Genomic DNA, 22,797 nt, shown 5'->3' with positions numbered 1-22,797 from the left:
GTGATAGGTCCAGACGCGGTCATCAAAACAAAAGGACCTAGGTTTCTATCGCCTGGTCGGGGACGGAAGCTTGCGAAGTCGGGCGGTGCTTCAACTGCGAGGAGACCAGGAGTCGTGGCCCTATGGCGAGAAATGAGCGTTGCACAATTCCAACGTGGAGGTGCATATTTACCGGGAGTTTTACGATGCGGCGGCCCAAGGGGACATCGCTGACTGGTGAGATAGCAAATGGCGCTTTTTAAACTTGGCGACCCTTGGATGGAGTTAATGCGATTTGCCGGCAAGTGGCTAGCTCATTCTGCGATGGCGGGTCGCGACGGTGAAACGCTCATACCTTTCGGCGTATCGCAGCGGAAAAGTTGGATCGGCAGGACTGAGGATATTCAAATTTTTCAGGCTCCGACCTTTGAGCAGGGCGCGGAGGCGGCTTCGCAATGGTTCGGGACAACGCGGGGTACTTGTCTGCGCGCGATGTTTGGCTTTGACGGTTACGCTACCATAGGGGGAATTAAGCGGGACGCGATTATCGCTTACGCGGCCGATGGCAACGGCGAGGCTGAAGTAAAAATGACGGCTCCATATCGAAGAGGGGGCGTCCCGGGAGATTATGAAAGCTACCAGCCAATTCTTACGCTGTCTGACAACGGCGAGGTGGACCCAGACCGCTACGCTCAACTGATGTCGGCATTACGCGCGGGACGGGACATGCATCCTATAAAAGAGGTTCGGCAAGTCGCGCGGTGGACGCCAATGTCAAATTTTTAGAACAAAGGCGCTTGGTCGCTTCGGACTTCGCCATCTTCTATCGCTCCACATTACGCTTCAGGCGGGTTCGTAGCCGGAGACCCCCATTTACCTCACAGAAGGTGTTGCAAATCTTATTGAAAGTTGGCCCCCAACGCCGGGTGCGACTTCTGCATCACGCACCGTTGTAGCCCCGGCAGCGGGACAGTCTTGATGCAGCGGGCAATGTTTGCTGCCGATTGACTCACGCGCTGCATGCAGCGCTCCCATTGCGGTGACTGTCGTGAGAAATGGGAGCTACATGCAGCCGCGACGTCTTCCTGCCTAGGATTGCCATTGGAGTCCACATGAATGTTCGGGCGGGTAGGAGCACAAGAACCAAGTGCAAGCGCTACGACAACAAACAGAAATTGTATTTTCACAAGTAGACCCATTTCAATTTTACGTATTGATTCCCACGAATTCATGTATTCTGGTAATTTAGCCCAGTTTGACGAACTTGGCTGGAGAATCGAAGCCGATTGGCTTAACGCGGCCTCTACGTGTATCAACAATAAGAGCCCGCGCAAAGACTGCCGGCAGCAATTTGCTTCGCTAGGGGCAACCCCTAGGGGCAATGGACGATGGAACTCTCGGCCAGTGTTGCCCGATGATTTTGCGTCCTCACCCACCTCGTTACCCATTCGGCCACGTCCGAAGGGAACCTCACCAGGAAGGTGGACGGGCGATGATCCGTCACTTCAAAGGCTGCCGAGCCATCGGCTTCCGACGCCACTACATGTTCGGCCTCGAAAGGGACCGGCAGCACGAAGACGAGCGCTGGAGTTCGATCACCGTCTTTGGGTGCCGAAGGACCGCTATACGGGCCGGGCGACCGGCGAGACGGTCTGCCTCGGCTACGACAAAGACACGGGCACGCTCCACGAGACGCAGCCTCCCGACGATGCTGGCGGGCACGGCTTCAGCGATACGACCAAGACGACTGCCATGGCGGACGAGCGTCCCTTTTTGAACGTGTCGCAACGTCATCCGGCCAGGTGGGGCGCGCTCCAATAAGACCCGTGAAATTTCACTGGATAGTCTTACAAGACGGGGCATAAAAGTTGACCACACCAACATGACGCGCCTTCGTCGTGTGAGAACAGGAGAGTGGCAAGCATGCGCGGGTTAACGATATTGACGATGGCGGCGTTTGCGCTGTCGGGCTGCGCTTCAATGCGGCCTCATCCCGAGGCTTATGAGCACGTGGCGTTAACCTCGGCACAAGTTGTGATGGTAAAACAGGCCATTGAATCAAAGACGGGGCGTCCCGACAATGCGATGATCAATTATATGGTAGCCGCGCGAGGCCCTGACGGAATTATCGTCTGCGGAAATATGACACCATTGGACAAATTTGGAAATTATACTGGAAACGCCGGATACATTGGAAGCTTCGAGCACGTGGGCGACGGGTTTAATTTGTGGAAGCTGGCATTTTTTTATCACGAAAATGTCGAGATTAGTAAGAGGTGCAAAAATGACTACGCCCTAAGCGCCGTCGGTCGCTGGACGCCGGTACCTCTGCCGCAGGCACTTCGGCGTCATGGGTGATAGGGCTCTCGGGAGGCAAAACGCAAGATGCGGGCATACGTCAAAACGCTAGCCCTCGCTGCACCGCTCGCATTAGTCCCAATTAAAAGCGTCACTTTTGCGTTTGACTTATGTAACGAGGTAGCCAGACCCAGCGCATTCTCCTTCGCTCCTCCATCTCTCACCATAACCTACCCCAAACGGCCCCGTTCAATCCGTCTTCACAGGAGCGTTGGCGGGGCCTTTTCTTTTTTCCCTCTGAGGGCAACGCCATTCTGGCTTCACCCCAGTTACTCCGGCGGAAGGACACCTGCTTTTACCCGAGGCCCTGCAAAGGTCTGATCAGGTGCGGCTGCGCACACGCGCCGCATCCGAGGACTGCTCCCAACTCCCTACCAAATCGAAAAGGAAATTGACTATGTGTGACCCTATCATGCTTGCCATCGGCTCCTTCGCGGTAGCGTCGGGAACGCTGCAGGACTCGCACTCATGCACACCGAAAGCCAGATCATGGTGGCCGTTCTCACCATCCTGAATGGCATGGGCCTTACCTCTCCACGATGCTGTGATGGGTCCCGCCTCAGCAGCGGGCCAAGCAAAGGCCGTGATGATGGCGGTAGCTGAGGAAATAACCTCTTTCCCGCTCCCGGTCTCTGTCAGTCTTCTCGGGATGAACACTGGAGGTGGAAGATGATCATGGTCTTTCACCTCCGGGCTGCCCCCTACCCACCCTCTACCACCATTAATAGGCCCCGTAACGGTCCAGGCTGCTTGGCCGGTGCTTTCCATCGTCAATCACCCCGCCATCCGCTGGCATGTTCGTCGCGGTAAACACCAAAGCCCAACAGGCCGTTGACAACATCTTGCTATCCTAAGGTGTTGACGACTATCGTCGCTGGAGAGATGGCGCGCGGGCTTCCGGAGAATGGGCATGAAGCTAGGTCCCCGCGAACGCATTGCAACGCGTGTGGCTCAGAAGGCCGCGCTGCGGCGTATCACAAAAGGTAAGTCGACCAGCGAGGTTGCCAACGCCGAACCACCACGCGGAATTCGTGTCGATACCATCGCTTGGGCGATCATTTGTGCGAGTTGCGTCGCAGCAACACTTTGGCTGACGTCGCTTGTGACGCATGTGGAGCGAAGCCCCGCTCAAAAGGGGCTAAATTTCATGTTTGAGGCGCCTCCAGGGACTTCGGGACCGCAGATCGATTTGCGCGCGGTGGAAAATGGAATGCGCATCATCTTTCGTCAAATCGATTCAAGCATAACCCGAATACGAATTGGACCTTTTGCGGCAGGGACGACCCCGGAATGTTATAAATCCGTCTCTAGCGAAAAATTTGTCCGCGGCAAAGCGGGATCACTAGTTTCGCCTTCACTTAGCGAGCGATTAAGCGCGGGGATTCCAGAGTCCAATATTTTTGATGATCAATCGTCGTATTCGTACGAGATAAAGTTCACCGGACCAGCCCCTAATTTTGTGGACTGCGACACCCCAAATGTATCCGTTCACGATACATTTTCTACACGCTCGCTTCAGGTTTCGGAGGAATTAGCCACGGCTCCAGAAGATGAATCGCGAGTGTTGTCGAATCTTGGCTTCCCGGACCAACCTTCGCAACCATTGTCAGCGTCAACGAATCTCATCGGGGCCTCCCAGGTGGCTTTCGACGATGAGGACGCCGATGAAGTTCGTAGCGTCAATCTCGTGACAGGTTCCGAGATGCTCGGCAGCGTCGTGTCACTTCCAAAAGTGGACACGTCGAATAGTTCTGGTCTCGCGGCCCCTAAAGTGAAATTCATCTGGCAATCCGTTACGGCCAGCGAGACGCGTGACATCATATTTATCGTTATTGGCACCCTGGTCGCCCTCGCCGTCGCCGCCCTCATCGAAATCGGAAGGCCTTATGTCGAGGGTAAGGTCGTTCAGTTATGGTTTCAGCGGAAAGGGTCGTTGCCTCCGGGCCGTAACGCTTCGCGGCGTGGGGCGGCTGCGTCTAAAGCCCAGCCCAAGAGTCGCCAGCATTGACGCCGACAAGGTGACGTTCGCATCTGCATCGAAGAACCAGCCACTCCACCAAGGGTCAGGCTTGCAATGGCTGACGCCACATGGACGGTCGCCGAAGCGCCCCGGTAGGCGTGTCAGCGCTGCGAATATCCCAGCCTCTCGTAACCCCAACGCTTGTCCATGATGCCAGAGGCGTTTTCTAGGAGAGGCATGGTGTTGGCCTCAAGGGAAACAGACACGCGACATGGGCTTCCTGGCTCTTCGGAGGCGCTCGCAAGCCGCGCTGCCGAGTCCACGCTGGCATCAAGGTTTCTGTCCTGCTTCCTGTATGCAATTTCACGCACCGCAGCCATCGGCTTTTGGTGTCACTACATGTTCGGCCTCGAAAGAGACCAGCAGCACGAAGACGAGCGGTGGCGCTCGATCACCGTCTTTCGAGTGCTGAAGGACCGCTACACGGGCCGGGCAACCGGAGAGGTGATCTACCTCGGATACGACCGCGACACGGGTACGCTCTTCGAGACCGAAGCCCCCCGATGAAGCTGGCGCCCACGGCTTCACCGACACGACCAAAACCCCAACCCGGGTCGCCGCCGACTGTCCTTTCTAAAACGCAAAGCTTGCAAGACCCATCCCAGGATTTGGTTTTTGCCTGCCCGCAATCGGGTTTTGAATGAGCGAATAAATTGCAGTGATAACAGCATCCGAAAGCAGGTGCCAAGTATCTTCAGCCAGTATGTCGACCTTAGGAGATTTTAGTGGAGTAGGAAGCGCAATCAGGGCTTCGTTTCCATCAAATACAAACTGAAAGCGAACAACAACAAGCTCGCCAGACTGAGCTGGAAATGAATCTCCTATTTTCACAGCAAACGCTAGATCCCACCAGCCACTACTTAGGTGTAAAAAATCCATCGAATGCGTCGAATCCTCAATTACTTGGGCTACTCCGCCTTCGTTTATTTTTAAATCATAAACATATGGTAGCTGTACCATTTGTCCAGACATGCGTGCCATATAAGATGGCTGTGCTTCGATCTTGTGTCTAAAGTGTGCAATAAAACGAAGTGCGAATTCGTGAGCTATGCGATGGTCAGTTCTAAAAGAATCTCTCCTTTCAATTATTTTGCCTTTAAATTCATTCCACGTCGACATCTAAAGACTCCATTGCCCGAACGTAGTTGTTAACAAAAAGCCGGTTCGAAACCTAATATAGCTAATAGCAAAAAATAAACAACGGCCCCGCTTCGGCGGGGTTTTTTCTTTTTCAATTCCAGTCACTCCAGCGAGAGGACACATGCTTTTACCCGAGGCCCTGCGAAGGGTCTGGTCGGGTGCGGCTGCGCGAACGCGCTGCTTAGCCTTCGACATCGAAACGAAGGCCCGCAACCGAGGACTGCTCCCCCCAACTTTCCATCACATTTGAAAAGGTAGATGACTATCTGTGACCACATCACGCTCGCTATCGGCTCCTTCGCGGTAGCCGCAGCGCAGACCGGCGCGAGCTTTATGAGTCAATCTCAGGAGGCTGACGCCATGAACAGGCGCAACGAGGCAAAGCCCGCAACGGCACGGCCGCCTACGAAGACAACGTCCGCGCCCTCGGCAGGCAGCAAGCCCAGCAGCAGGACGCCACGGCGGCCGACAGGTTCGACACGGCCCTGGAAGCCCGTGCGGCCCGCGCCTCGACCACCGTAGCGGCCGACCAGAACGGTATCGGCGGGACGACCGTGGATGGCCTCTTGAGGGACATGTATGCCCAGGAAGGGCGTTACAACGGCCGCCTTGACGAGAACCTCGACTGGTCTACGGCCCAGCTAGCTACAGGACGAAAAGCGCGGCAAGGCCTATCAGGCCGTGAGCCAAATCAATTCGGTTCCGCGGGGGCAGAAGCCTAACTTCATGAACCTCGGATTGCAGATTGCCGGGCCGGGCTCAATGCAGGGTCCACCTATCTCGGTATTAAGACCAAGGCTGCTAACCGGATAGGCTAACCCACGATGGCGAGAGGCCGCACCAACCGCCCGCAAGGCGGTACTGTTTAACACCGGGCGGCCTCTACGTCTTTTAGCCACCACCGCAGTGGGCACCTCGACTTGCCCATCTGGGGCGACTTCCGCGTGCTGAGGACCGTTATGCGGGTCGGATAACCGGCGAGGTGAGCGAAGGGGATTGTCAAGTGAGCACTGCCGATAAGTTGACAGAGGGCAAAATCCATATGACCGTGATGGCAAGGCCTACATGCGTATACGGCAAAGAACCTGTCATGTACAAACTTTTGATATTGCTCTCTTTTCTTATTCTAGGAACGAGTGCCGCGCTTGCTGGCGGCGTAACCGTATCGACTCTTCAGGCCGACGTCGATGGGACCGGCATACCAATCACATTGTACCGACCGGATGGGAAGGGGCCGTTCCCTCTCGTTATCCTGTCCCACGGCATGGCGCGCGACAAGTCAATTATCCGCACGCTTGGTCCGGGAGAGCTTGCAAATGTTGCCCGCATCTTCGCCAACAGTGGCGCCGCCGTAGCAGTCCCCATCCGCCGCGGCTATGGAAATAATGGCCCGACGGTAGAATTCTATAAGAGGGATTGTTCTCGCCCGGACTTCTATGATGTCGGGCTCGCGGGGGCCGAGAACATCACGGCCACCATTCACGCGCTTAGCGGGGATCCAACGATAGATGCTTCGAGAATTGTCTTGGTGGGATACTCCGTCGGGGGGTTGGTATCCGTCGCCGCCGCCACAAAAGAAAAGGTGCTTGGTGTAATCAGCTTTGCAGGTGGCCATGGGTCTGATCGACCTGACCATGTCAATTGTCAGGATGAACTGGTATCAGCCTTCAAGCAGTACGGAGAAAATAGCAAAGTTCCCGAATTGTGGATCTATAGTGAAAACGATCATTTTATAAACATCGATGTTGCAAAATCTCTAAGAGACGCATTTGTTACTTCGGGCGGAAGCGTAAAATTTTTGGAGGTACCGCCATATGGGAAGGAAGGCCACAATTATATTCAGTATGCCCTGGGATGGAAGGCCAGTGTCGACGCGTTCTTGACGAAAATAGGCTTCTGGAATTGAGTGCGCCGAACCCGGCAAAACATCTTCTCTGTCGCAAGGGCAGGCTCAGCGGAGAAGTCCGCGCCCGGCCTCCAAAAATCGTCACACCCGTTCATCGGCCTTGCAGGGGTAACCTTGCAAGTCTTTCTTCTTCCGTGCCACGCACCCAGGGCCAGCCTCTATGGTCAACAGCCGCCTTGACGAGCGACCTTCGACTTGCCCGTGCACAGTGTCGCACGATGCATTGTTGAGTTATTTGATCAAATGCGGGCGGCGTTTCGAACTGAATTGGGATTCTTTTCAAATTCGGCAAACGTTGGATCGACAATGAGTTCGAGATACCGTGCCATATCTTTCATTGTGTTTCTCGATATTTATCTTCGACTCTCGGACTAGCCGGGGAGGCGACCATGTAAGACCCATCTTGCGGGCGGCGACACGCCCCTCGCCTGGGTGGCGGATCCGGTGGCTATGGGCCGGCATTGAATCCAGCCCAAGCTGCTTGATGGCCATTCCGCATGTGTTCGTCGAAAAAAGCAAAGGCGCCTGCGGCTAGATGGATGGGGTATAGCGACGCGAGCGCAAGGAGGAGGCTTTGGACCGCCTCGTCAATGTAGAGTGCGGTACCATTATGCGGGATGACGAGGCCGGGCGGCCCGCTGAATCGTCCCACGCCGAATCCGCCTTGACCGAAGGCAAATGGACCTACCAATTGCTCTTTGCCCGGTTGCGGTCCCTTGCCAGCCTCAGCGTGCTTTGTACCATTGCAGAGCCCTTGGACGAGACGGAGGGCGGGGTCGCAATAGCTAATTACCTTATCGATGATAGAAGAGGTCTTGTTCTGCCCGGTGCGGCCCTCGGCAACCGCCAAATAATCGATAACGTGGTACGAGGCGACGCAACTAAGGTAAGCGAGCCGTGCGTTGACCCGCGCCAAGAGAAATTCGCGAACCGTCGGAACCACCACGATTGCGGTGTAGTCTGCGGGCGTCAATTTGGTTTTCCTTGTCCAGACCTAGGCAATCATGCGCTGAGCTGTGGCATGATGTCTACTAGACCCCTTCAGTTATGGACGTGTCCGCCCGGGCACCTATGGCGACGGCCAGAGATGAGCAGACGGCGCGTGTCTACATCTCTTTCTCTCTCGCTCTCACGCCCGGCTGACGGTGCCCTCCCCGGCTGTCCCGCAAGTGTTCTAGGGCGCGCAATCAGCCGCCTTTTGCCCTGAGAGCTGCGGAGGCCTCCTCAAGAGCAAATTCGGGGAATGCTGCCAGCGCTGCAGCCTTGGCTGCCAGCGAGACCTTGCCGTACTTGCGCCCTTGAGTGGGCGGACTATGCCCGCAGATAGCGTCTGCCGTTTTCTCAGACATGCCCGTGTCGTGAGCTATGGTCTTGAAGGTGTGCCGCCATGCGTGATTTGGAGATATCTCGGGGTCGTTCACGCCAATGCTGCGCACCCATTCGCCCAGGCGCCCGCGTGCCGTATCAATGGCCTGAGCTACAGCCTTCTCGCCCTCCCCCTTGATCGAGACAAAGAGGTGGCCGTCTGCGGCCCTGTGGACGAAGTCTATCAGGCCCTGAGCGATGAGATGGCGATGGATAGGCGTCTTACGTCCCTTGCCTGTCTTCACCGTGCCCGCGCTACCGCGAATATGGAAGAACGGGATGCCGTCTTCAATGCCGAAGTCCTCCTTGCGCAACTGGATGGCCTCGCCGGGGCGGGCTCCCGAATAGGCGCATATCCAAGGCACCCAGCGCGTGGCGTTCTGGCGGACGACTTCAAATCTGCCTGGAGCCGCGTAGATGTTGCGGGAAGCGCGGAGAATTGCCCGATATTCGGGAGGGTGGAAGTCTCGGCCCTCGCGCTCCCGTTCGTCCTCATTGCTCCTGCGCTCACTCCGCAGGCCAGCCAACGGGTTCACCGCAAGCCAATCGCGTTTATGTGCGAAGCTGAACATTCGCTTCACGCCTGCCAATTCCACTTTGTGAACGGAGGTCGCTGAAACGCCCTGAGTGACGCGGTGGTCTGCAAACAACGTGGCATCGCCGGGCGTGACCGTCTCCATTCCGCGACCCTCAATGAACGCGTCGAAGGCCTTAATGGCTGGTGCCCAACGCCGAACGGTGGAAGCAGCAGGAGCAATGGTCGATGCGTACTTCTCCCAAACATCAAGAATACCGAGGCCTTTACGCCGCGGGGGCGAGGTGGGTGTTGCTGACGAAGGTGTCGGCAGCTTCTCGGCATGCTCGTCTTTTCCGAAGTCCCGTCCGGCTCGCCTCGCGAGAATCCGATGGGCGGCGTAGAAATCCCCGAGCATCGTTCTCAGGAAGCCCCGTAGCGACTCGTCTGAGAGGGCACGGCCCGTTTCCACCAAGAACCGTTCGACGTGTCCATGGCTTTCCAGGAAGGCATTGACGCGACGCTCTAGCAAGCCCGCAGAGGGAGTTCTTTGGGGTTGCGCGAATTCATCCTGTTCCGTGTACGCAACTTCGCTTTCATCGTCGCGAGACACCACGGATGACCGTATGTCCTCGAGCATGTCCAAGGTGTGAAGCCAGCCAGCCGGGGAGGTGTCCCCCTCGTGCTCCCTCTGTGAGACGAACCACCGGTACCATTCCCCGGATAGGACGGCGGCGTCCCTTGGAGACAGGGTGTCATCTCCAGCCCCACCGCGTAGCGCGGCAAAGCGCTTGTCCCAATACAGATGCAGTTCGCCGTTGGCTTCACGCGCTTTGGGAGCATCCGCCCCGAGCCATTTTATGATTTCCTGCTTGCCGACTCGCTCTCGTAGATCGAGCGGAACCGCCTTGCGGAACTTCCAACGGCCTGTTTGAGAATCACGTTTCGGAGGGGGAAGAGACATGCGCACTGTACCAGCTCACTGTACCAAAAGCGGCCCAGAAACCCTAGCAAGTACAGCATGTTATTGAGATTGCTCGCAAAAAAATGGTGCTGCAAGAGAGGATTGAACTCTCGACCTCTCCCTTACCAAGGGAGTGCTCTACCACTGAGCTACTGCAGCGCTTGCCTTGCGCGGGGTCCTGATGCCACAAGGGAGGCGCCGGTGCAAGCCGGATCGCGCGATCTCCTGCAAGAACAGCCATGACGCATCCCAGCAAAGAGGCGCAGATGCGGGCCGAGCGGCTCGCCAAGGCGCTGCGGGCCAATCTCGGCCGCCGCAAGTCGCAGGCCCGCGGGCGCGCGTCCGCGGCGGTGGAACCGGGACCGGCGGCGGCGGCGGCCGAATCGGAAGCCGAGGTGACGGGCGATACCGAAATGCCACAGAAGGAAACTGGTTGAGCACAGGCGCGGCTGCGCCCTTGTCCGGCCTTTGCGGTTCGTTTACTCAAGACGGTTAACCTTGGCTTTTGGTCACCCGGCACGGGAGTCCGGTCAGATCGATTCCATCGGCCGGCCTCGCCGGCCGGAGCTTGCGTGACCTGGCCCTCGCCCGACTTGCCTGCAGCCCTATCGAAGGACAGAACATGGATCGCATCAAGATCACCGGCGGCGCGCCGCTTCACGGCGTCATTCCGATTTCCGGCGCGAAGAATGCCGCACTGCCCCTGATGATCGCGAGCCTGCTCTCCGAAGACGTGCTGACGCTGACCAACGTGCCGCGCCTCGCCGACGTGTCGCTGCTGGCCCGAATCCTCGGCAATCACGGCATCGACGTCACCATCGCCGGCAAGCGCCCGGGCGAGGTGGAGCTGACGGGGCAGACGGTGCGCCTCGACGCCCGCTCCATCGTCGACACCACCGCGCCCTATGAGCTCGTCTCGCGCATGCGCGCCAGCTTCTGGGTGCTCGGCCCGCTGCTCGCCCGCATGGGCAAGGCCCGCGTCTCGCTGCCGGGCGGCTGCGCCATCGGCACGCGCCCGGTCGACTTCCTGCTGATGGCGATGGAGCGCCTCGGCGCCACCATCGACATCGACAACGGCTATGTCGTCGCCGAAGCCAAGGGCGGCCTCAGGGGCGCCGAGATCGATTTCCCGAAAGTGACCGTCGGCGGCACCCATGTCGCGCTGATGGCGGCGACGCTGGCGCAGGGCACCACCGTCATCCACAACGCGGCGCGCGAGCCCGAGATCGTCGACGTCGCCGACTGCCTCCTCAAGATGGGCGCCAAGATCAAGGGCGCCGGCACCGCCACCATCGAGATCACGGGCGTCTCCCGGCTGCACGGGGCCCATCATCGCGTCATCTCCGACCGGATCGAAACCGGCACCTATGCGATGTGCGTGGCGATGGCCGGCGGCGACGTCATGCTCGAAGGCGCCGAGCCCGCCCTCCTGCAGACCGCGCTCGACGTGCTGGCCGAGGCCGGCGCCGAGATCACCACCACCAATGAAGGCATCCGCGTGCGCCGCAACGGCCACGGCATCGATCCGGTCTCCGTGACGACGGCGCCCTTCCCCGGCTTCCCGACCGACCTGCAGGCCCAGCTCATGGGCCTGATGACCAAGGCGAAGGGCCGCTCGCGCATCACCGAGACGATCTTCGAGAACCGCTTCATGCATGTGCAGGAACTCGCCCGCCTCGGCGCCCACATCCATCTCGACGGCCAGACGGCAATCGTCGAGGGCGTCGCCACCCTCAAGGGCGCCCCGGTGATGGCGACCGACCTGCGCGCCTCGGTATCGCTGGTGATCGCGGGCCTGGCGGCCCAGGGCGAGACCACCGTCAACCGCATCTATCACCTCGACCGCGGCTTCGAGAATCTGGAGCGCAAGCTGGCCGGCTGCGGCGCGATCATCGAGCGCATCTCGAGCGAGGGCTGAGGACAACAAGGAGGGGCGATCACCGATCGCCCTTCTTGGAAGCGCGGCGCGTAACGAGCGGAAAGAGGTCGATCGGTGATCGACCCTCCGCGCGCTACTCCGCCGCTGCCGCCATCGGCTGGAACGGCAGGTCGAGCTTGCGCCACACCGCCACCAGCGCCTCCGTCAGCCCCGCGATCAGCGCCTCGCCATGGAAGGGCGTCGGCGTGATGCGCAGGCGCTCCGTGCCGCGCGGCACGGTGGGGTAGTTGATCGGCTGGATATAGATGCCGTGCTCGGCGAGCAGCATGTCGCTCGCGGCCTTGCAGCGTTCGGCGTCGCCGACGATCACCGGCACGATATGGGTCTGCGACAGCACGACGGGCAGGCCGGCGCCGATGAGCGCCGCCTTGGTCCGGGCGGCGTTGGCCTGCTGGGCGTCGCGCTCGGCCTGCGAGGTCTTGAGGTGGCGGACGGAAGCCTGCGCGGCGGCGGCCACCGGCGGCGGCAGCGCCGAGGTGAAGATGAAGCCCGGCGCATGCGAGCGGATGGCGTCGACGACGGGCGCGGCGGCGGCGACATAGCCGCCCAGGGCTCCGAACGCCTTGGCGAGCGTGCCCTCGATCACGTCGACCCGCCCCATCTCGCCGTCGCGCTCGGCGATACCGCCGCCGCGCGGGCCGTACATGCCGACGGCATGGACCTCGTCGAGATAGGTCATCGCCCCGTAGCGCTCGGCGAGATCGCAGATCCTGCCGATCGGCGCGATGTCGCCGTCCATGGAATAGACGCTCTCGAAGGCGATCAGCTTGGCGCGCTCCCGGCCCGCCTTGCGCAGGAGGTCCTCGAGGTGGTCGAGATCGTTGTGGCGGAAGATCGCCTTCTCGCGGCCGGACTGGCGCACGCCCTCGATCATCGAATTGTGGTTGAGCTGGTCGGACAGGATGAGGGCATCCGGCAGCAGCCTGCCGAGGGTGGCGATGCCGGTCTGGTTGGAGACGTAGCCCGAGGTGAAGACCAGGGCCGCCTCCTTGCCGTGGAGGTCGGCGAGTTCTTCCTCCAGCGTCACCACCTGGTGGCTGTTGCCGGATATGTTGCGGGTGCCGCCGGCGCCGACGCCGAACCTGCGCGCCGCCGAGATCATCGCCTCGATCGAGCCTTCGTGCTGGCCCATGCCGAGATAGTCGTTCGAGCACCACACCACGATCTCGCGCATGCCGGCCGGCGTGCGCCACAGGGCATGGGGGAAGCGTCCGGCGATCCGTTCGATGTCGGCAAAGACGCGGTAGCGCTTCTCGCGCCTCAGCATCTCGACCGCGTCCTCGAAAATTGCCGTATAATTCATCATCATCGATCCGTGTCTGACTGGCCCACACATAACGCCGTTCGGCGCGCGATGCACCCTTCGGCGGAAGGCGGACGGCGATTGGTCGCGGTCGCGCGCATCCGGCCTTGCCGATGCGCCTGTCCCCGCCGGCACCGCATCGGCGCCTGCGGCATCGACGGGCGTGTTCGCCCGGTATAGGAAGAGGACGACATCCCCGCATCCGCGGTCGATATATCCTGCCGGACCGCGCATGAACGAGACGCCAAATCGCCCCATGCCGCCGAGTGATATGGCGCCGAGGGCTCGATCCGCTTGATTTGCCTCAAGGTCGAAACGAGATCGGGCGCGACGCGATCGTCCGGAACCTGCCCGCGTCGCGGGCCCAGCCCCCTCGCAACGCAGACGGAAACCCCGCCATGAAGACCGAGGCCTCCTTCCATCCGGTCCTCATGGCCGGGCTCGGGGTCACCTTCTTTTCCTTCCTCGATGCGGTGATGAAGGTGATCACCGCCGCCTACCCCCTCACCCAGGCGGTGGCGCTGCGCTACGGCTCGGGCACGCTGTTCGCGGTGCTGGCCTATCTCCTGTTCGGCGATGGCTGGCCGAAGCCGGCCGCCCTGCGCCGCAATTTCCTGCGCGCCGTCATCGCCCTGTGCACGGCCGCCTGCTTCTTCACCGCCATCGCCCGGCTTCCTCTGGTGGAGGCCATCACCCTCACCTTCCTGTCGCCGCTCCTGATGGCGCTGCTGGGACGGCTCATCCTGAAGGAACCGGTGGCGCCGCGCGCCCTCGTCGGCATCCTCGTCGGCTTTGCCGGCGTCGTCGTCATCGTGCATGGCGGCGAAACCGGAGCGGGGCGCGATTTCGACTTGCTGGGCATCGCCGCCGCCCTCGGCTGCGCGCTGTTCTACGCCCTCTCCATGGTGCTGATGCGCCAGCAGAGCGCGCAGGATTCGATCATGACGATCGTCCTGCTGTCCAACGGCTTCGCCTTCCTCCTCGTCATGCCGGCGAGCGCCTGGCAATGGCAGCCCGTCTCCCTTTCCCACTGGCTGATGATCGGCATGGCCGGGATCTTCGGGACCGCCGGCAATCTGTGCATGGCCTGGGCCTATGCGCGGGCGCCGGCGGGCCGGCTCGGCATCATGGAATATTCCGCCTTCATTTGGGCCATGTTCTTCGGTTACTGCATCTTCGCCGAGATTCCGACGGCATGGACGCTGGCCGGCGCCGCCCTGATCCTGGCCGCCTGCATCGCGGCGACATTCGGCAGGGCCCGCGCGGCATGACCGTCAAAAACCGGACGCCGCGCGCGTCCGCATCTTGACAGGACGGAGGCGCCGGACTACATCGCGGTCACTGTTAGCACTCCCCTCGGGTGAGTGCTAACGGACCAATCCCTTCGATGTGGAATGACGGCGCATCAAGCGCCTGTCGCACAAGAGGAAGAAAGCCATGAAGTTCCGTCCGCTCCACGACCGCGTGGTCGTCCAGCGCGTCGATGCCGAGGAAAAGACCAAAGGCGGCATCATCATCCCCGACACGGCCAAGGAAAAGCCCCAGGAGGGCAAGGTCGTCGCCGTTGGTCCCGGCGGCCGCGACGAGGCCGGCAAGCTGACGCCCCTCGACGTGAAGGAAGGCGATCGCGTGCTGTTCGGCAAGTGGTCCGGCACCGAGATCAAGCTCGATGGTGAGGATTACCTCATCATGAAGGAATCCGACATCATGGGCATCGTCGCGTAAGCGGCTGATACCTCGTCCAATTTTATTCTGAGGACACCCCTATGGCTGCCAAGGAAGTCAAATTCTCCACGGAAGCGCGCGACAAGATGCTGCGCGGCGTGGACATTCTCGCCAATGCCGTCAAGGTCACGCTGGGCCCGAAGGGCCGCAACGTCGTGATCGAAAAGTCGTTCGGCGCGCCCCGCATCACCAAGGACGGCGTCACCGTCGCCAAGGAAATCGAACTGACCGACAAGTTCGAGAACATGGGCGCCCAGATGGTGCGTGAGGTCGCTTCCAAGACCAACGACACCGCCGGCGACGGCACCACCACCGCCACCGTCCTCGCCCAGGCCATCGTTCGCGAAGGCGCCAAGGCCGTGGCCGCCGGCATGAACCCGATGGACCTCAAGCGCGGCATCGACATGGCCGTGACCGCGGCCATCAAGGACATCGCCGAGCGTTCCAAGAAGGTCGCCAACTCCGCCGAGATCGCCCAGGTCGGCACCATCTCCGCCAATGGCGACGCCTTCATCGGCGGCGAAATCGCCACCGCGATGCAGAAGGTCGGCAATGAAGGCGTGATCACGGTCGAAGAGGCCAAGAGCCTCGACACCGAAGTCGACATCGTCGAAGGCATGCAGTTCGACCGCGGCTACCTGTCGCCCTACTTCATCACCAATGCCGAGAAGATGATCGCGGACCTCGAGGATCCCTATATCCTCATCCACGAGAAGAAGCTCTCGGGCCTCCAGGCCATGCTGCCGGTGCTCGAAGCCGTCGTCCAGACCGGCAAGCCGCTCCTCATCGTCGCTGAAGACGTCGAAGGCGAGGCTCTCGCCACGCTCGTCGTCAACAAGCTGCGCGGCGGCCTCAAGATCGCCGCCGTCAAGGCTCCCGGCTTCGGCGACCGCCGCAAGGCCATGCTGGAAGACATCGCCATCCTCACGGGCGGCCAGGTGATCTCCGACGACCTCGGCATCAAGCTCGAGACCGTCACGCTCCAGATGCTCGGCCGCGCCAAGAAGGTGACGATCGAGAAGGAAAAGACGACGATCGTCGACGGCGCCGGCAAGAAGACCGACATCGAAGGCCGCGTCGCCCAGATCAAGGCGCAGATCGAAGAGACCACCTCCGACTACGACCGCGAGAAGCTCCAGGAGCGCCTGGCCAAGCTCGCCGGCGGCGTCGCGGTGATCCGCGTCGGCGGCTCGACGGAAGTCGAAGTCAAGGAAAAGAAGGACCGCGTCGATGACGCCCTGAACGCGACCCGCGCGGCCGTCCAGGAAGGCATCGTGCCCGGCGGCGGCGTCTCGCTGCTGCGCGCCAAGGCTGCGGTTTCGAAGCTGACCTCCGACAATTCCGACATCCGTGCCGGCATCAAGATCGTCGAGAAGGCCCTCGAAGCCCCGATCCGCCAGATCTGCGAGAATTCGGGCGTCGAAGGCTCGATCGTCGTCGGCAAGATCCTTGAGAACGCATCGCAGACCTTCGGTTTCGACGCGCAGAACGAGGAATATGTCGACATGCTCGAAAAGGGCATCGTCGATCCGGCCAAGGTCGTGCGCACCGCGCTTCAGGACGCCGCTTCGGTGGCTTCGCTCCTGATCACCACGGAAGCGATGATCGGTGAAGCGCCGAAGGACAAGACCCCGATGCCCCCGATGCCGGGCGGCGGCGGCATGGGCGGCATGGACTTCTAAGTCCGGCCTCCTGGTCAGATATGAAGGGCGGTGCGCAGGCACCGCCCTTTTTCTTTGGAGCGCGGACATCCTGTCCGCTCTTCTTCCTCCGAAACGAAGCCGATCCCGATCCTCGACGCCTGACTGGGGAAGGAGCCGACAGGATGTCCGTGCCCGCAAGAGGAGTCCTGCGCTGAGGAATTGACCTCCCGCCGCTCCAGGCTGCATGAAGGCGTATGGAACACGCCAGCACCAGCTTTCTTCCCAGCATCCTCCTGTTTCTCGGCGCCGCGGTCATCGCGGTGCCGCTGTTCAAGCGCATCGGCCTCGGTGCCATTCTGGGCTATCTCGTGGCGGGGGTGGCGATCGGGCCGTCCGGCTTCGCATTGTTCACGGATACCGGCTCGATCCAGCACATCGGCGAGCTCGGCATCGTCCTGCTCCTCTTCGTGATCGGCCTCGAACTGCAGGTTTCGCGCCTGCTCGCCATGCGCCGCGATATCTTCGGCCTCGGTGCCCTGCAGCTCGTCGCCTGCGCCCTCGTCCTCGGCGCCATCGCCAAAGCGTCCGGCCTGTCGCTTCCCGGCGCCGCCATCACCGGCATTTCGCTCGCTTTGTCCGCGACCGCCATTGCCCTGCAGGTGCTCAACGAACGGGGCGAGCTGCAGGCGCCCTATGGTCAGCGCAGCTTCGCCGTGCTGCTGTTCCAGGACATCTCGGTGGTTCCCATCCTGGCGCTGGTGCCGCTCTTCGCGATGGAGAGCGCGCCTGCGCACGCCTCCGGCAGCGGGCTCGCGACCGCCGCCACGATGATCGGCGCGATCGGCGCCGTCGTGCTGGTCGGCCGCTATTTGCTCAATCCCTTCTTCCGCATCCTCGCCTCCACCGGCGCGCGCGAGGTGATGACGGCGGCCGCGCTCCTGCTGGTGCTCGGCACCGCGCTCCTGATGCAGCAGGCCGGCATGTCGATGGCGCTCGGGGCCTTCCTTGCCGGCGTTCTGCTGGCCGAATCGAATTTTCGCCACGAGCTCGAGGCCGATATCGAGCCCTTCCGCGGCCTCCTGCTCGGCCTGTTCTTCATGAGCGTCGGCATGGCCATCGACGGCGCCCTGGTGCTCCGCTCCTGGCCGCTCCTGCTCGCCTTCGCCCTCGGCCTGGCCGTCATCAAATCGGCGCTGGTCGCAGCGGTCTTCCGCCTCACCGGCTCACCGGCCTTCGATGCGATGCGCGCCGGCGTGATTCTCTCGCCGGCGGGCGAGTTCGCCTTCGTGCTGATTCCCCTCGGCGCGGCCTCGGGCTTCCTCGCCGCCGGCCAGTCCGACTTCATCAGGGCGCTCGCCGCCTTCACCATGCTGATCGGACCGGTCGCCGCCGCCGCGATGGAACGGGCGCTGAAGCGTATCGAGCCGCCCGCTCCGACGATCGACGAGAATTTCGACGGCGCCCACGGCAAGGTGCTGGTCGTCGGCTTCGGCCGGTTCGGCCAGGTGGTGAGCCAGATCCTGCGCACATCGGGCGTCGAGACCACCATCATCGACAAGGACGTGGAGATGATCGACGTCGCCACCCGCTTCGGCAGCAAGGTCTATTTCGGCGACGGCGCCAGGCTCGACGTGCTGCGGGCCGCGGGGGCGGCCGATGCACGGGTCATCTGCGTGGCCATCGACGACCGGGCGGATGCGGTGAAGATCGTCGAGATGGTCAAGGCGGAATTTCCGCTCACCGAGGTGTTCGCCAGGGCCTATGACCGCCAGCACGTCCTCGCTCTGCTCGACGCCGGCGTCGACTTCCACATGCGCGAGACCTTCGAGAGCGCCCTCAGCCTCGGCCGCTTCACGCTGGAGGCGCTCGGCGTCGACAATCAGGAAGCCGAGGAGATCATCGAGGATGTCCGCGACCGCGACGCCCGGCGCATCGTCGCCCAGCAGCAGGGCGGCATCTATGCCGGCATCGACCTGATCACCAGCAAGCGCCTGATGAAGCCGGAGCCGCTGGAGCGGCCGGACAGCGTCGGCATCCGGCTGAACAATGATGCCATCCGCGCCGCCGAGAAGGTGAAGGAAGGCGAAAAGGCCGGGTGACGGAGCAGCGCTCCGGGAGAGCCGCCGAATCCAGCGAAATATTTGCCGGTCACCCCTGCAAAACCCTTGTCATCCGTGTAGATTTTCGCTTTCATCAGACCAATGGCGCACGCCCTCGGAATAAAGGGAGGCCCGTCGCGAGCACGGTCCCGTCATGCAGCCTGAAGCCCTCCTCGCGGAGGGCTTTTTCTTTGTGCGCCATCCTGCTTGAGCTCCCGGAATTTGTTTGTAGACTAACGAAAGAGAGCCAATCAAAGGAGACGGACATGGCGCATGAAGAGGCGAAGGCGGGCGGCGGAAACGAAAAGCTCGTCATCCGCAACATAGGCCTCGTCCTGAGCGGCGACATTGACCGGCCCATCCTCGACGCCGACACCATCGTCTCGGTCGGCGGCCGGATCGCCGCCATCGGCCGCGAGAAGGACCTCGACCTCGCCGGCGCCCACAATGTGATCGACGCCAACGGCACCGCGGTGACCCCGGGCCTGATCGACAGCCATGTCCACCCCGTCGCCGGCGACTGGACGCCGCGCCAGAACCAGCTCGGCTGGATCGAATCCAACCTGCATGGCGGCGTCACCACGATGATCTCGGCCGGCGAGGTGCACACGCCCGGCCGGCCGCGCGACGTCGTCGGCCTCAAGGCGATGGCGATCTATGCCCAGCGCACCTTTTCCGCCTTCCGGCCGAGCGGCGTGAAGGTCCATGCCGGCGCGCCGGTGATCGAGCCGGAGATGGTGGAGGAGGATTTCCGCGACCTCGCCGCCGCGGGCGTGAAGCTGCTCGGCGAGGTCGGCCTCGGCGGCGTCAAGGACGGCGCCACCGCCCGCCGGATGGTGGCCTGGGCCCGCAAATACGGCATCCAGTCGACCATCCATACCGGCGGGCCGTCCATCCCCGGGTCGGGGCTGATCGACAAGGACGTGGTGCTGGAAGCCGATACCGACGTCGTCGGCCATATCAATGGCGGCCATACGGCGCTGCCGACCGACCAGATCCGCTGCATCTGCGAGGGATGCGGTCGCGGCCTCGAACTCGTGCACAACGGCAATGAGCGCGCCGCGCTCTACACCCTGCGCGTGGCGCGGGAAATGAACCAGCTGGAGCGCATCATCCTCGGCACCGACGCCCCGGCCGGCTCCGGCGTGCAACCGCTCGGCATCATGCGCATGGTCTCGATGCTGTCCTCGCTCGGCGACGTGCCGGCCGAGATCGCCCTGTGCTTCGCCACCGGCAACACCGCCCGCATGCGCTCGCTCGATTGCGGCCTGATCGAGGTGGGACGCGCCGCCGACTTCGTGCTGATGGACAAGGCGCAGCATTCGGCCGGCAAGGACCTGCTGGACAGCATCCAGCTCGGCGACCTGCCGGGCATCGGCATGACCATCATCGACGGCGTGGTGCGCACCCAGCGCAGCCGCAACACGCCGCCAGCGACCAAGGTGCCGGTGATCGCAGGCCATTGAGGAAGCGCGCCGGGAAGCCCCCTTCCCGGCGCGGGCTCAGCCGCGCCTGAACAGCCGCGCCTCGGGCGGCGTCGGATCGCTCGGCAGCTGCACGGCGCGATGGCAGAGCTTCGCCTCCTCGATCAGCCGGTCGAGCAAGGCGGTGAACAGGACCGGCTTGCGCGCGGCTTCCCACAGGAAATAGCCGAAGGAGCCCGGGCAGGGATTGACCTCGTTGAGCCAAACCTCGCCCGTCTTCTCGTTGGAGAGGAAGTCGATGCGCGGCGCGCCCGTGCCGCCCACGGCGGCGAAAGCCTCGCTCGCCCATTGCCGGATATTGTTCTCCAGCGCCGCCGGCAGGGCCGGATCGATATCGCGCGTCAGCGACAGCATGCCCTGGCTGGAGACGCCGGGCTGCTTGCCGCCGCCCTTCTTGCCGCCGCCGGACAGGTATTTTTCCTTGAAATCGAGCAGTTCGGCGGTCCGCTTCGGCCGCTCGATCGCCGAGGTGACGATGGCGCCGTCCTCCCGGCGCACCGCGACATTGTATTCGACGAGGTTGTCGACGAAGGGCTCGATGATGGCGGTGGTGTCGAATTTGAAGATGTTGGGGAGCACGGCGCGGACCGCGTCGATATCCTCGGCCTTGGCCACGCCGATGGACGAGCCGAGATGGGCCGGCTTGACGATGACCGGGAAGGCGATGTTCTTCAGCGCCGCTTCCAGGCCCGCCTTGTCGGGCACGAGGCCGGTGGCGGGACGCGGAATCACGGCATCCGGCAGCAGGGCGATGCCGCGGCCCGCCAGCACGCGCTTGGTGACGGCCTTGTCCATCAGCACCGCCGAGGCGAGGGTGCGCATGCCGGTATAGGGCACGTTCGCCGTCTCGAACACGCCCTGCATCTGGCCGTCCTCGCCGATATTGCCGTGGAAGGACAGGAGGGCGACGTCGAATTCCACCGGCGCCGGCGCTCTTGCGAACCAGCCGCCCTTGCCGCGCGGCATCAGTCGGCCGCGCCCCGCCGAAAGGTCGAGGTCGACCCGCGTCAGGGCCTTGCGGCCCTCGTCGTCGGGAATATAGGTGGCACGGCTGCGCAAGGCATCGCCGATGAACCAGGCGCCATCGGCGGCGACATAGACCGGGAAGCCTTCATATTTCGAACTGTCGAGCGCGTTGAGCGCCTGCAGCCCGGAGACGACGGAGACGTCATGCTCGGGCGAGCGGCCCCCGAACAGCACCGCGATACGCGTTTTCGACATCCTGTATCCCCGAGCACAATCCGAATCGTCCACGGAAACTATAGCGTTTTGTGTTTTGACGGAATCGGCAAAACGCAAAGACGCGTCTGAAAACAAGGAGCTAGAGCAAAGCGACGTTTCCGCCTGGACGCGCTTTGCTCTAGGATGCCGCAGGGACCGAGGCAAACACAGCCTTGCACATTCACGCCGGGTTGACGCAGTTTGCGCTTGATGCGGCGGGAACGCCTCGCCGCCGCGGGCCACCGTTGCGCCCACGGGCCGCAAATCGGTGATCTGCGACGGGTTTCAGGCGTATGATTGTCAGTTGGGGCCCGGGGGCGTGGCCCGAAGCCGCATGGGGAAAAGAATGTCGAATACCTTGTCGCAGATCCCGCTCTTCCAGTCGCTGAGCGAGGCGACGATCAAGGCCTATGACGGCCGGGTCCGCTGGGCACGGTTCGAGGAAAACGAATTGGTGATCGATTACGACGACAACACCAACGACGTCTATTTCCTGATCTCGGGCAAGGTGCGCGTGCTCTACCGCACCATCACCGGCAAGGAGGTCATCCTCGGCGAGCTCGGCGCCGGACAGTTCTTCGGCGAATTGTCGGCGATCGACGGCATCGGGCGCTCGGCCAACGTCACCGCCCTCAACCGTTCGCAGATGTGCATCATATCGGGCCCCGTCTTCATGGAGCTGGTGACGCAGAACCCCCAGGTCTGCCGCCAGATCCTCACCCTGCTGGCGAGCCGGGTGCGGTTCCTCAACACCAAGCTGGCCGAACATTCCTTCCTGCAGACCAAGCACCGGCTCTATGCCGAGATCATCCGCCTCTCGCAGCCCCGCAACGGCCATCCCGGCCAGCGCGTGCTCTCGCCGCCGCCCTTCCACCACGATTTGGCGGCCCGCATCGGCTGCCGGCGCGAGGCGGTGTCGCGCGAATTGTCGGCCCTCGAGAAGGAGGGCCTGGTCGCCAAGACGCGCGGGGCGCTGGCGCTGGTCAACCCGGACGAACTCAACAGGCGGATCTCGGCGGCGCTGGCGGACTGACGGCCAGAGCCGCGGGCCTATGATCCGTATGCGGCGAGATAAGGCGTTTCTTGGCCGGTGACGGTTCAGGATTTGTGATTGCCGGGCTTGTCCCGGCAATCCAG

At 62.1% G+C, this 22,797-nt stretch carries 18 protein-coding genes, 1 tRNA gene and 1 pseudogene; 14 read left to right on the top strand and 6 right to left on the bottom strand.

Annotated features, from left to right (window positions below; all coding sequences use genetic code 11):
- The first annotated feature begins 228 nt into the window (after positions 1-228).
- The 4 genes from J3R73_RS12055 (at position 229) to J3R73_RS12040 (ending at position 4,864) form a co-directional block, all read left to right on the top strand.
- Positions 229-765: a hypothetical protein gene (locus J3R73_RS12055; protein WP_307426830.1), complete on the top strand. Its 537-nt coding sequence runs from the start codon at positions 229-231 to the stop codon at positions 763-765.
- 1,137 nt (positions 766-1,902) lie between these two features.
- A complete protein-coding gene (locus J3R73_RS12050) occupies positions 1,903-2,337 on the top strand; it encodes a hypothetical protein (protein ID WP_307426827.1) in 435 nt (144 codons plus the stop codon).
- 910 nt (positions 2,338-3,247) lie between these two features.
- Positions 3,248-4,345: a hypothetical protein gene (locus J3R73_RS12045; RefSeq protein ID WP_307426824.1), complete on the top strand. Its 1,098-nt coding sequence runs from the start codon at positions 3,248-3,250 to the stop codon at positions 4,343-4,345.
- Positions 4,346-4,534: 189 nt separating this feature from the next.
- Positions 4,535-4,864, top strand: a complete 330-nt coding sequence (locus tag J3R73_RS12040; protein WP_307426821.1) for a P-loop NTPase family protein — start codon at positions 4,535-4,537, stop codon at positions 4,862-4,864.
- A gap of 66 nt (positions 4,865-4,930) precedes the next feature.
- Here the strand turns inward: J3R73_RS12040 and J3R73_RS12035 are convergent, their stop codons facing one another.
- Entirely contained in the window at positions 4,931-5,476 is a 546-nt protein-coding gene (locus J3R73_RS12035; protein WP_307426818.1) for a hypothetical protein, read from the bottom strand.
- 395 nt (positions 5,477-5,871) lie between these two features.
- Between J3R73_RS12035 and J3R73_RS31605 the strand changes: the two are divergent.
- Together J3R73_RS31605 and J3R73_RS12030 are read left to right on the top strand one after the other, a co-directional pair.
- Positions 5,872-6,219 (top strand): annotated as a pseudogene (locus J3R73_RS31605) (virion core protein, T7 gp14 family); the annotation flags it as partial.
- A 281-nt stretch (positions 6,220-6,500) separates the two neighbouring features.
- Entirely contained in the window at positions 6,501-7,403 is a 903-nt protein-coding gene (locus J3R73_RS12030) for a dienelactone hydrolase family protein (protein ID WP_307426815.1), read from the top strand.
- Between the two features lie 448 nt (positions 7,404-7,851).
- Here J3R73_RS12030 and J3R73_RS12025 read toward each other — a convergent pair whose 3' ends face one another.
- The 3 genes from J3R73_RS12025 to J3R73_RS12015 form a co-directional block, all read right to left on the bottom strand.
- On the bottom strand, positions 7,852-8,376 hold the full coding sequence (locus J3R73_RS12025; protein WP_307426812.1) for a hypothetical protein: 525 nt from the start codon (positions 8,374-8,376) through the stop codon (positions 7,852-7,854).
- A gap of 214 nt (positions 8,377-8,590) precedes the next feature.
- Entirely contained in the window at positions 8,591-10,246 is a 1,656-nt protein-coding gene (locus J3R73_RS12020) for a DUF6538 domain-containing protein (protein ID WP_307426809.1), read from the bottom strand.
- A gap of 84 nt (positions 10,247-10,330) precedes the next feature.
- A tRNA-Thr gene (locus tag J3R73_RS12015) sits at positions 10,331-10,405 on the bottom strand.
- 80 nt (positions 10,406-10,485) lie between these two features.
- Between J3R73_RS12015 and J3R73_RS12010 the strand changes: the two genes are divergently transcribed.
- Together J3R73_RS12010 and murA are read left to right on the top strand one after the other, a co-directional pair.
- On the top strand, positions 10,486-10,683 hold the full coding sequence (locus tag J3R73_RS12010; RefSeq protein ID WP_307426807.1) for a hypothetical protein: 198 nt from the start codon (positions 10,486-10,488) through the stop codon (positions 10,681-10,683).
- A gap of 185 nt (positions 10,684-10,868) precedes the next feature.
- On the top strand, positions 10,869-12,164 hold the full coding sequence (murA, locus tag J3R73_RS12005) for a UDP-N-acetylglucosamine 1-carboxyvinyltransferase (protein ID WP_307426802.1): 1,296 nt from the start codon (positions 10,869-10,871) through the stop codon (positions 12,162-12,164).
- A gap of 94 nt (positions 12,165-12,258) precedes the next feature.
- On the opposite strand, the gene hemA is transcribed toward murA, so the two are convergent.
- Positions 12,259-13,488: a 5-aminolevulinate synthase gene (hemA, locus tag J3R73_RS12000; protein WP_307426799.1), complete on the bottom strand. Its 1,230-nt coding sequence runs from the start codon at positions 13,486-13,488 to the stop codon at positions 12,259-12,261.
- A 398-nt stretch (positions 13,489-13,886) separates the two neighbouring features.
- Between hemA and J3R73_RS11995 the strand changes: the two genes are divergently transcribed.
- From J3R73_RS11995 to J3R73_RS11975, 5 genes are all read left to right on the top strand, one after another.
- Positions 13,887-14,759 carry a DMT family transporter gene (locus tag J3R73_RS11995; protein WP_307426798.1) on the top strand — a complete coding sequence of 291 codons (873 nt, stop codon included), beginning with the start codon at positions 13,887-13,889 and terminating at the stop codon, positions 14,757-14,759.
- A 166-nt stretch (positions 14,760-14,925) separates the two neighbouring features.
- Positions 14,926-15,213 carry a co-chaperone GroES gene (gene groES, locus J3R73_RS11990; RefSeq protein ID WP_307426796.1) on the top strand — a complete coding sequence of 96 codons (288 nt, stop codon included), beginning with the start codon at positions 14,926-14,928 and terminating at the stop codon, positions 15,211-15,213.
- Between the two features lie 41 nt (positions 15,214-15,254).
- Positions 15,255-16,895: a chaperonin GroEL gene (gene groL, locus J3R73_RS11985; protein ID WP_307426793.1), complete on the top strand. Its 1,641-nt coding sequence runs from the start codon at positions 15,255-15,257 to the stop codon at positions 16,893-16,895.
- 215 nt (positions 16,896-17,110) lie between these two features.
- Positions 17,111-18,955 (top strand): monovalent cation:proton antiporter-2 (CPA2) family protein, encoded by a 1,845-nt coding sequence (locus J3R73_RS11980; protein WP_307426790.1) that lies wholly within the window; start codon positions 17,111-17,113, stop codon positions 18,953-18,955.
- A gap of 266 nt (positions 18,956-19,221) precedes the next feature.
- Complete coding sequence (locus J3R73_RS11975) at positions 19,222-20,421, top strand: amidohydrolase family protein (protein WP_307426787.1); 1,200 nt, start codon at positions 19,222-19,224, stop codon at positions 20,419-20,421.
- A gap of 36 nt (positions 20,422-20,457) precedes the next feature.
- Here J3R73_RS11975 and J3R73_RS11970 read toward each other — a convergent pair whose 3' ends face one another.
- Positions 20,458-21,660: a D-alanine--D-alanine ligase gene (locus J3R73_RS11970; RefSeq protein ID WP_307426785.1), complete on the bottom strand. Its 1,203-nt coding sequence runs from the start codon at positions 21,658-21,660 to the stop codon at positions 20,458-20,460.
- Between the two features lie 346 nt (positions 21,661-22,006).
- On the opposite strand from J3R73_RS11970, the gene J3R73_RS11965 reads away from it, so the two are divergent.
- On the top strand, positions 22,007-22,693 hold the full coding sequence (locus J3R73_RS11965; RefSeq protein WP_307426781.1) for a Crp/Fnr family transcriptional regulator: 687 nt from the start codon (positions 22,007-22,009) through the stop codon (positions 22,691-22,693).
- Positions 22,694-22,797: the final 104 nt, after the last annotated feature.

It is taken from the genome of Labrys monachus (genome assembly GCF_030814655.1).
Classification (GTDB): Bacteria; Pseudomonadota; Alphaproteobacteria; order Rhizobiales; family Labraceae; genus Labrys; species Labrys monacha.
Note: the sequence above shows the minus strand (reverse complement) of the source record. Positions and strands in the feature narration are given on the sequence as shown.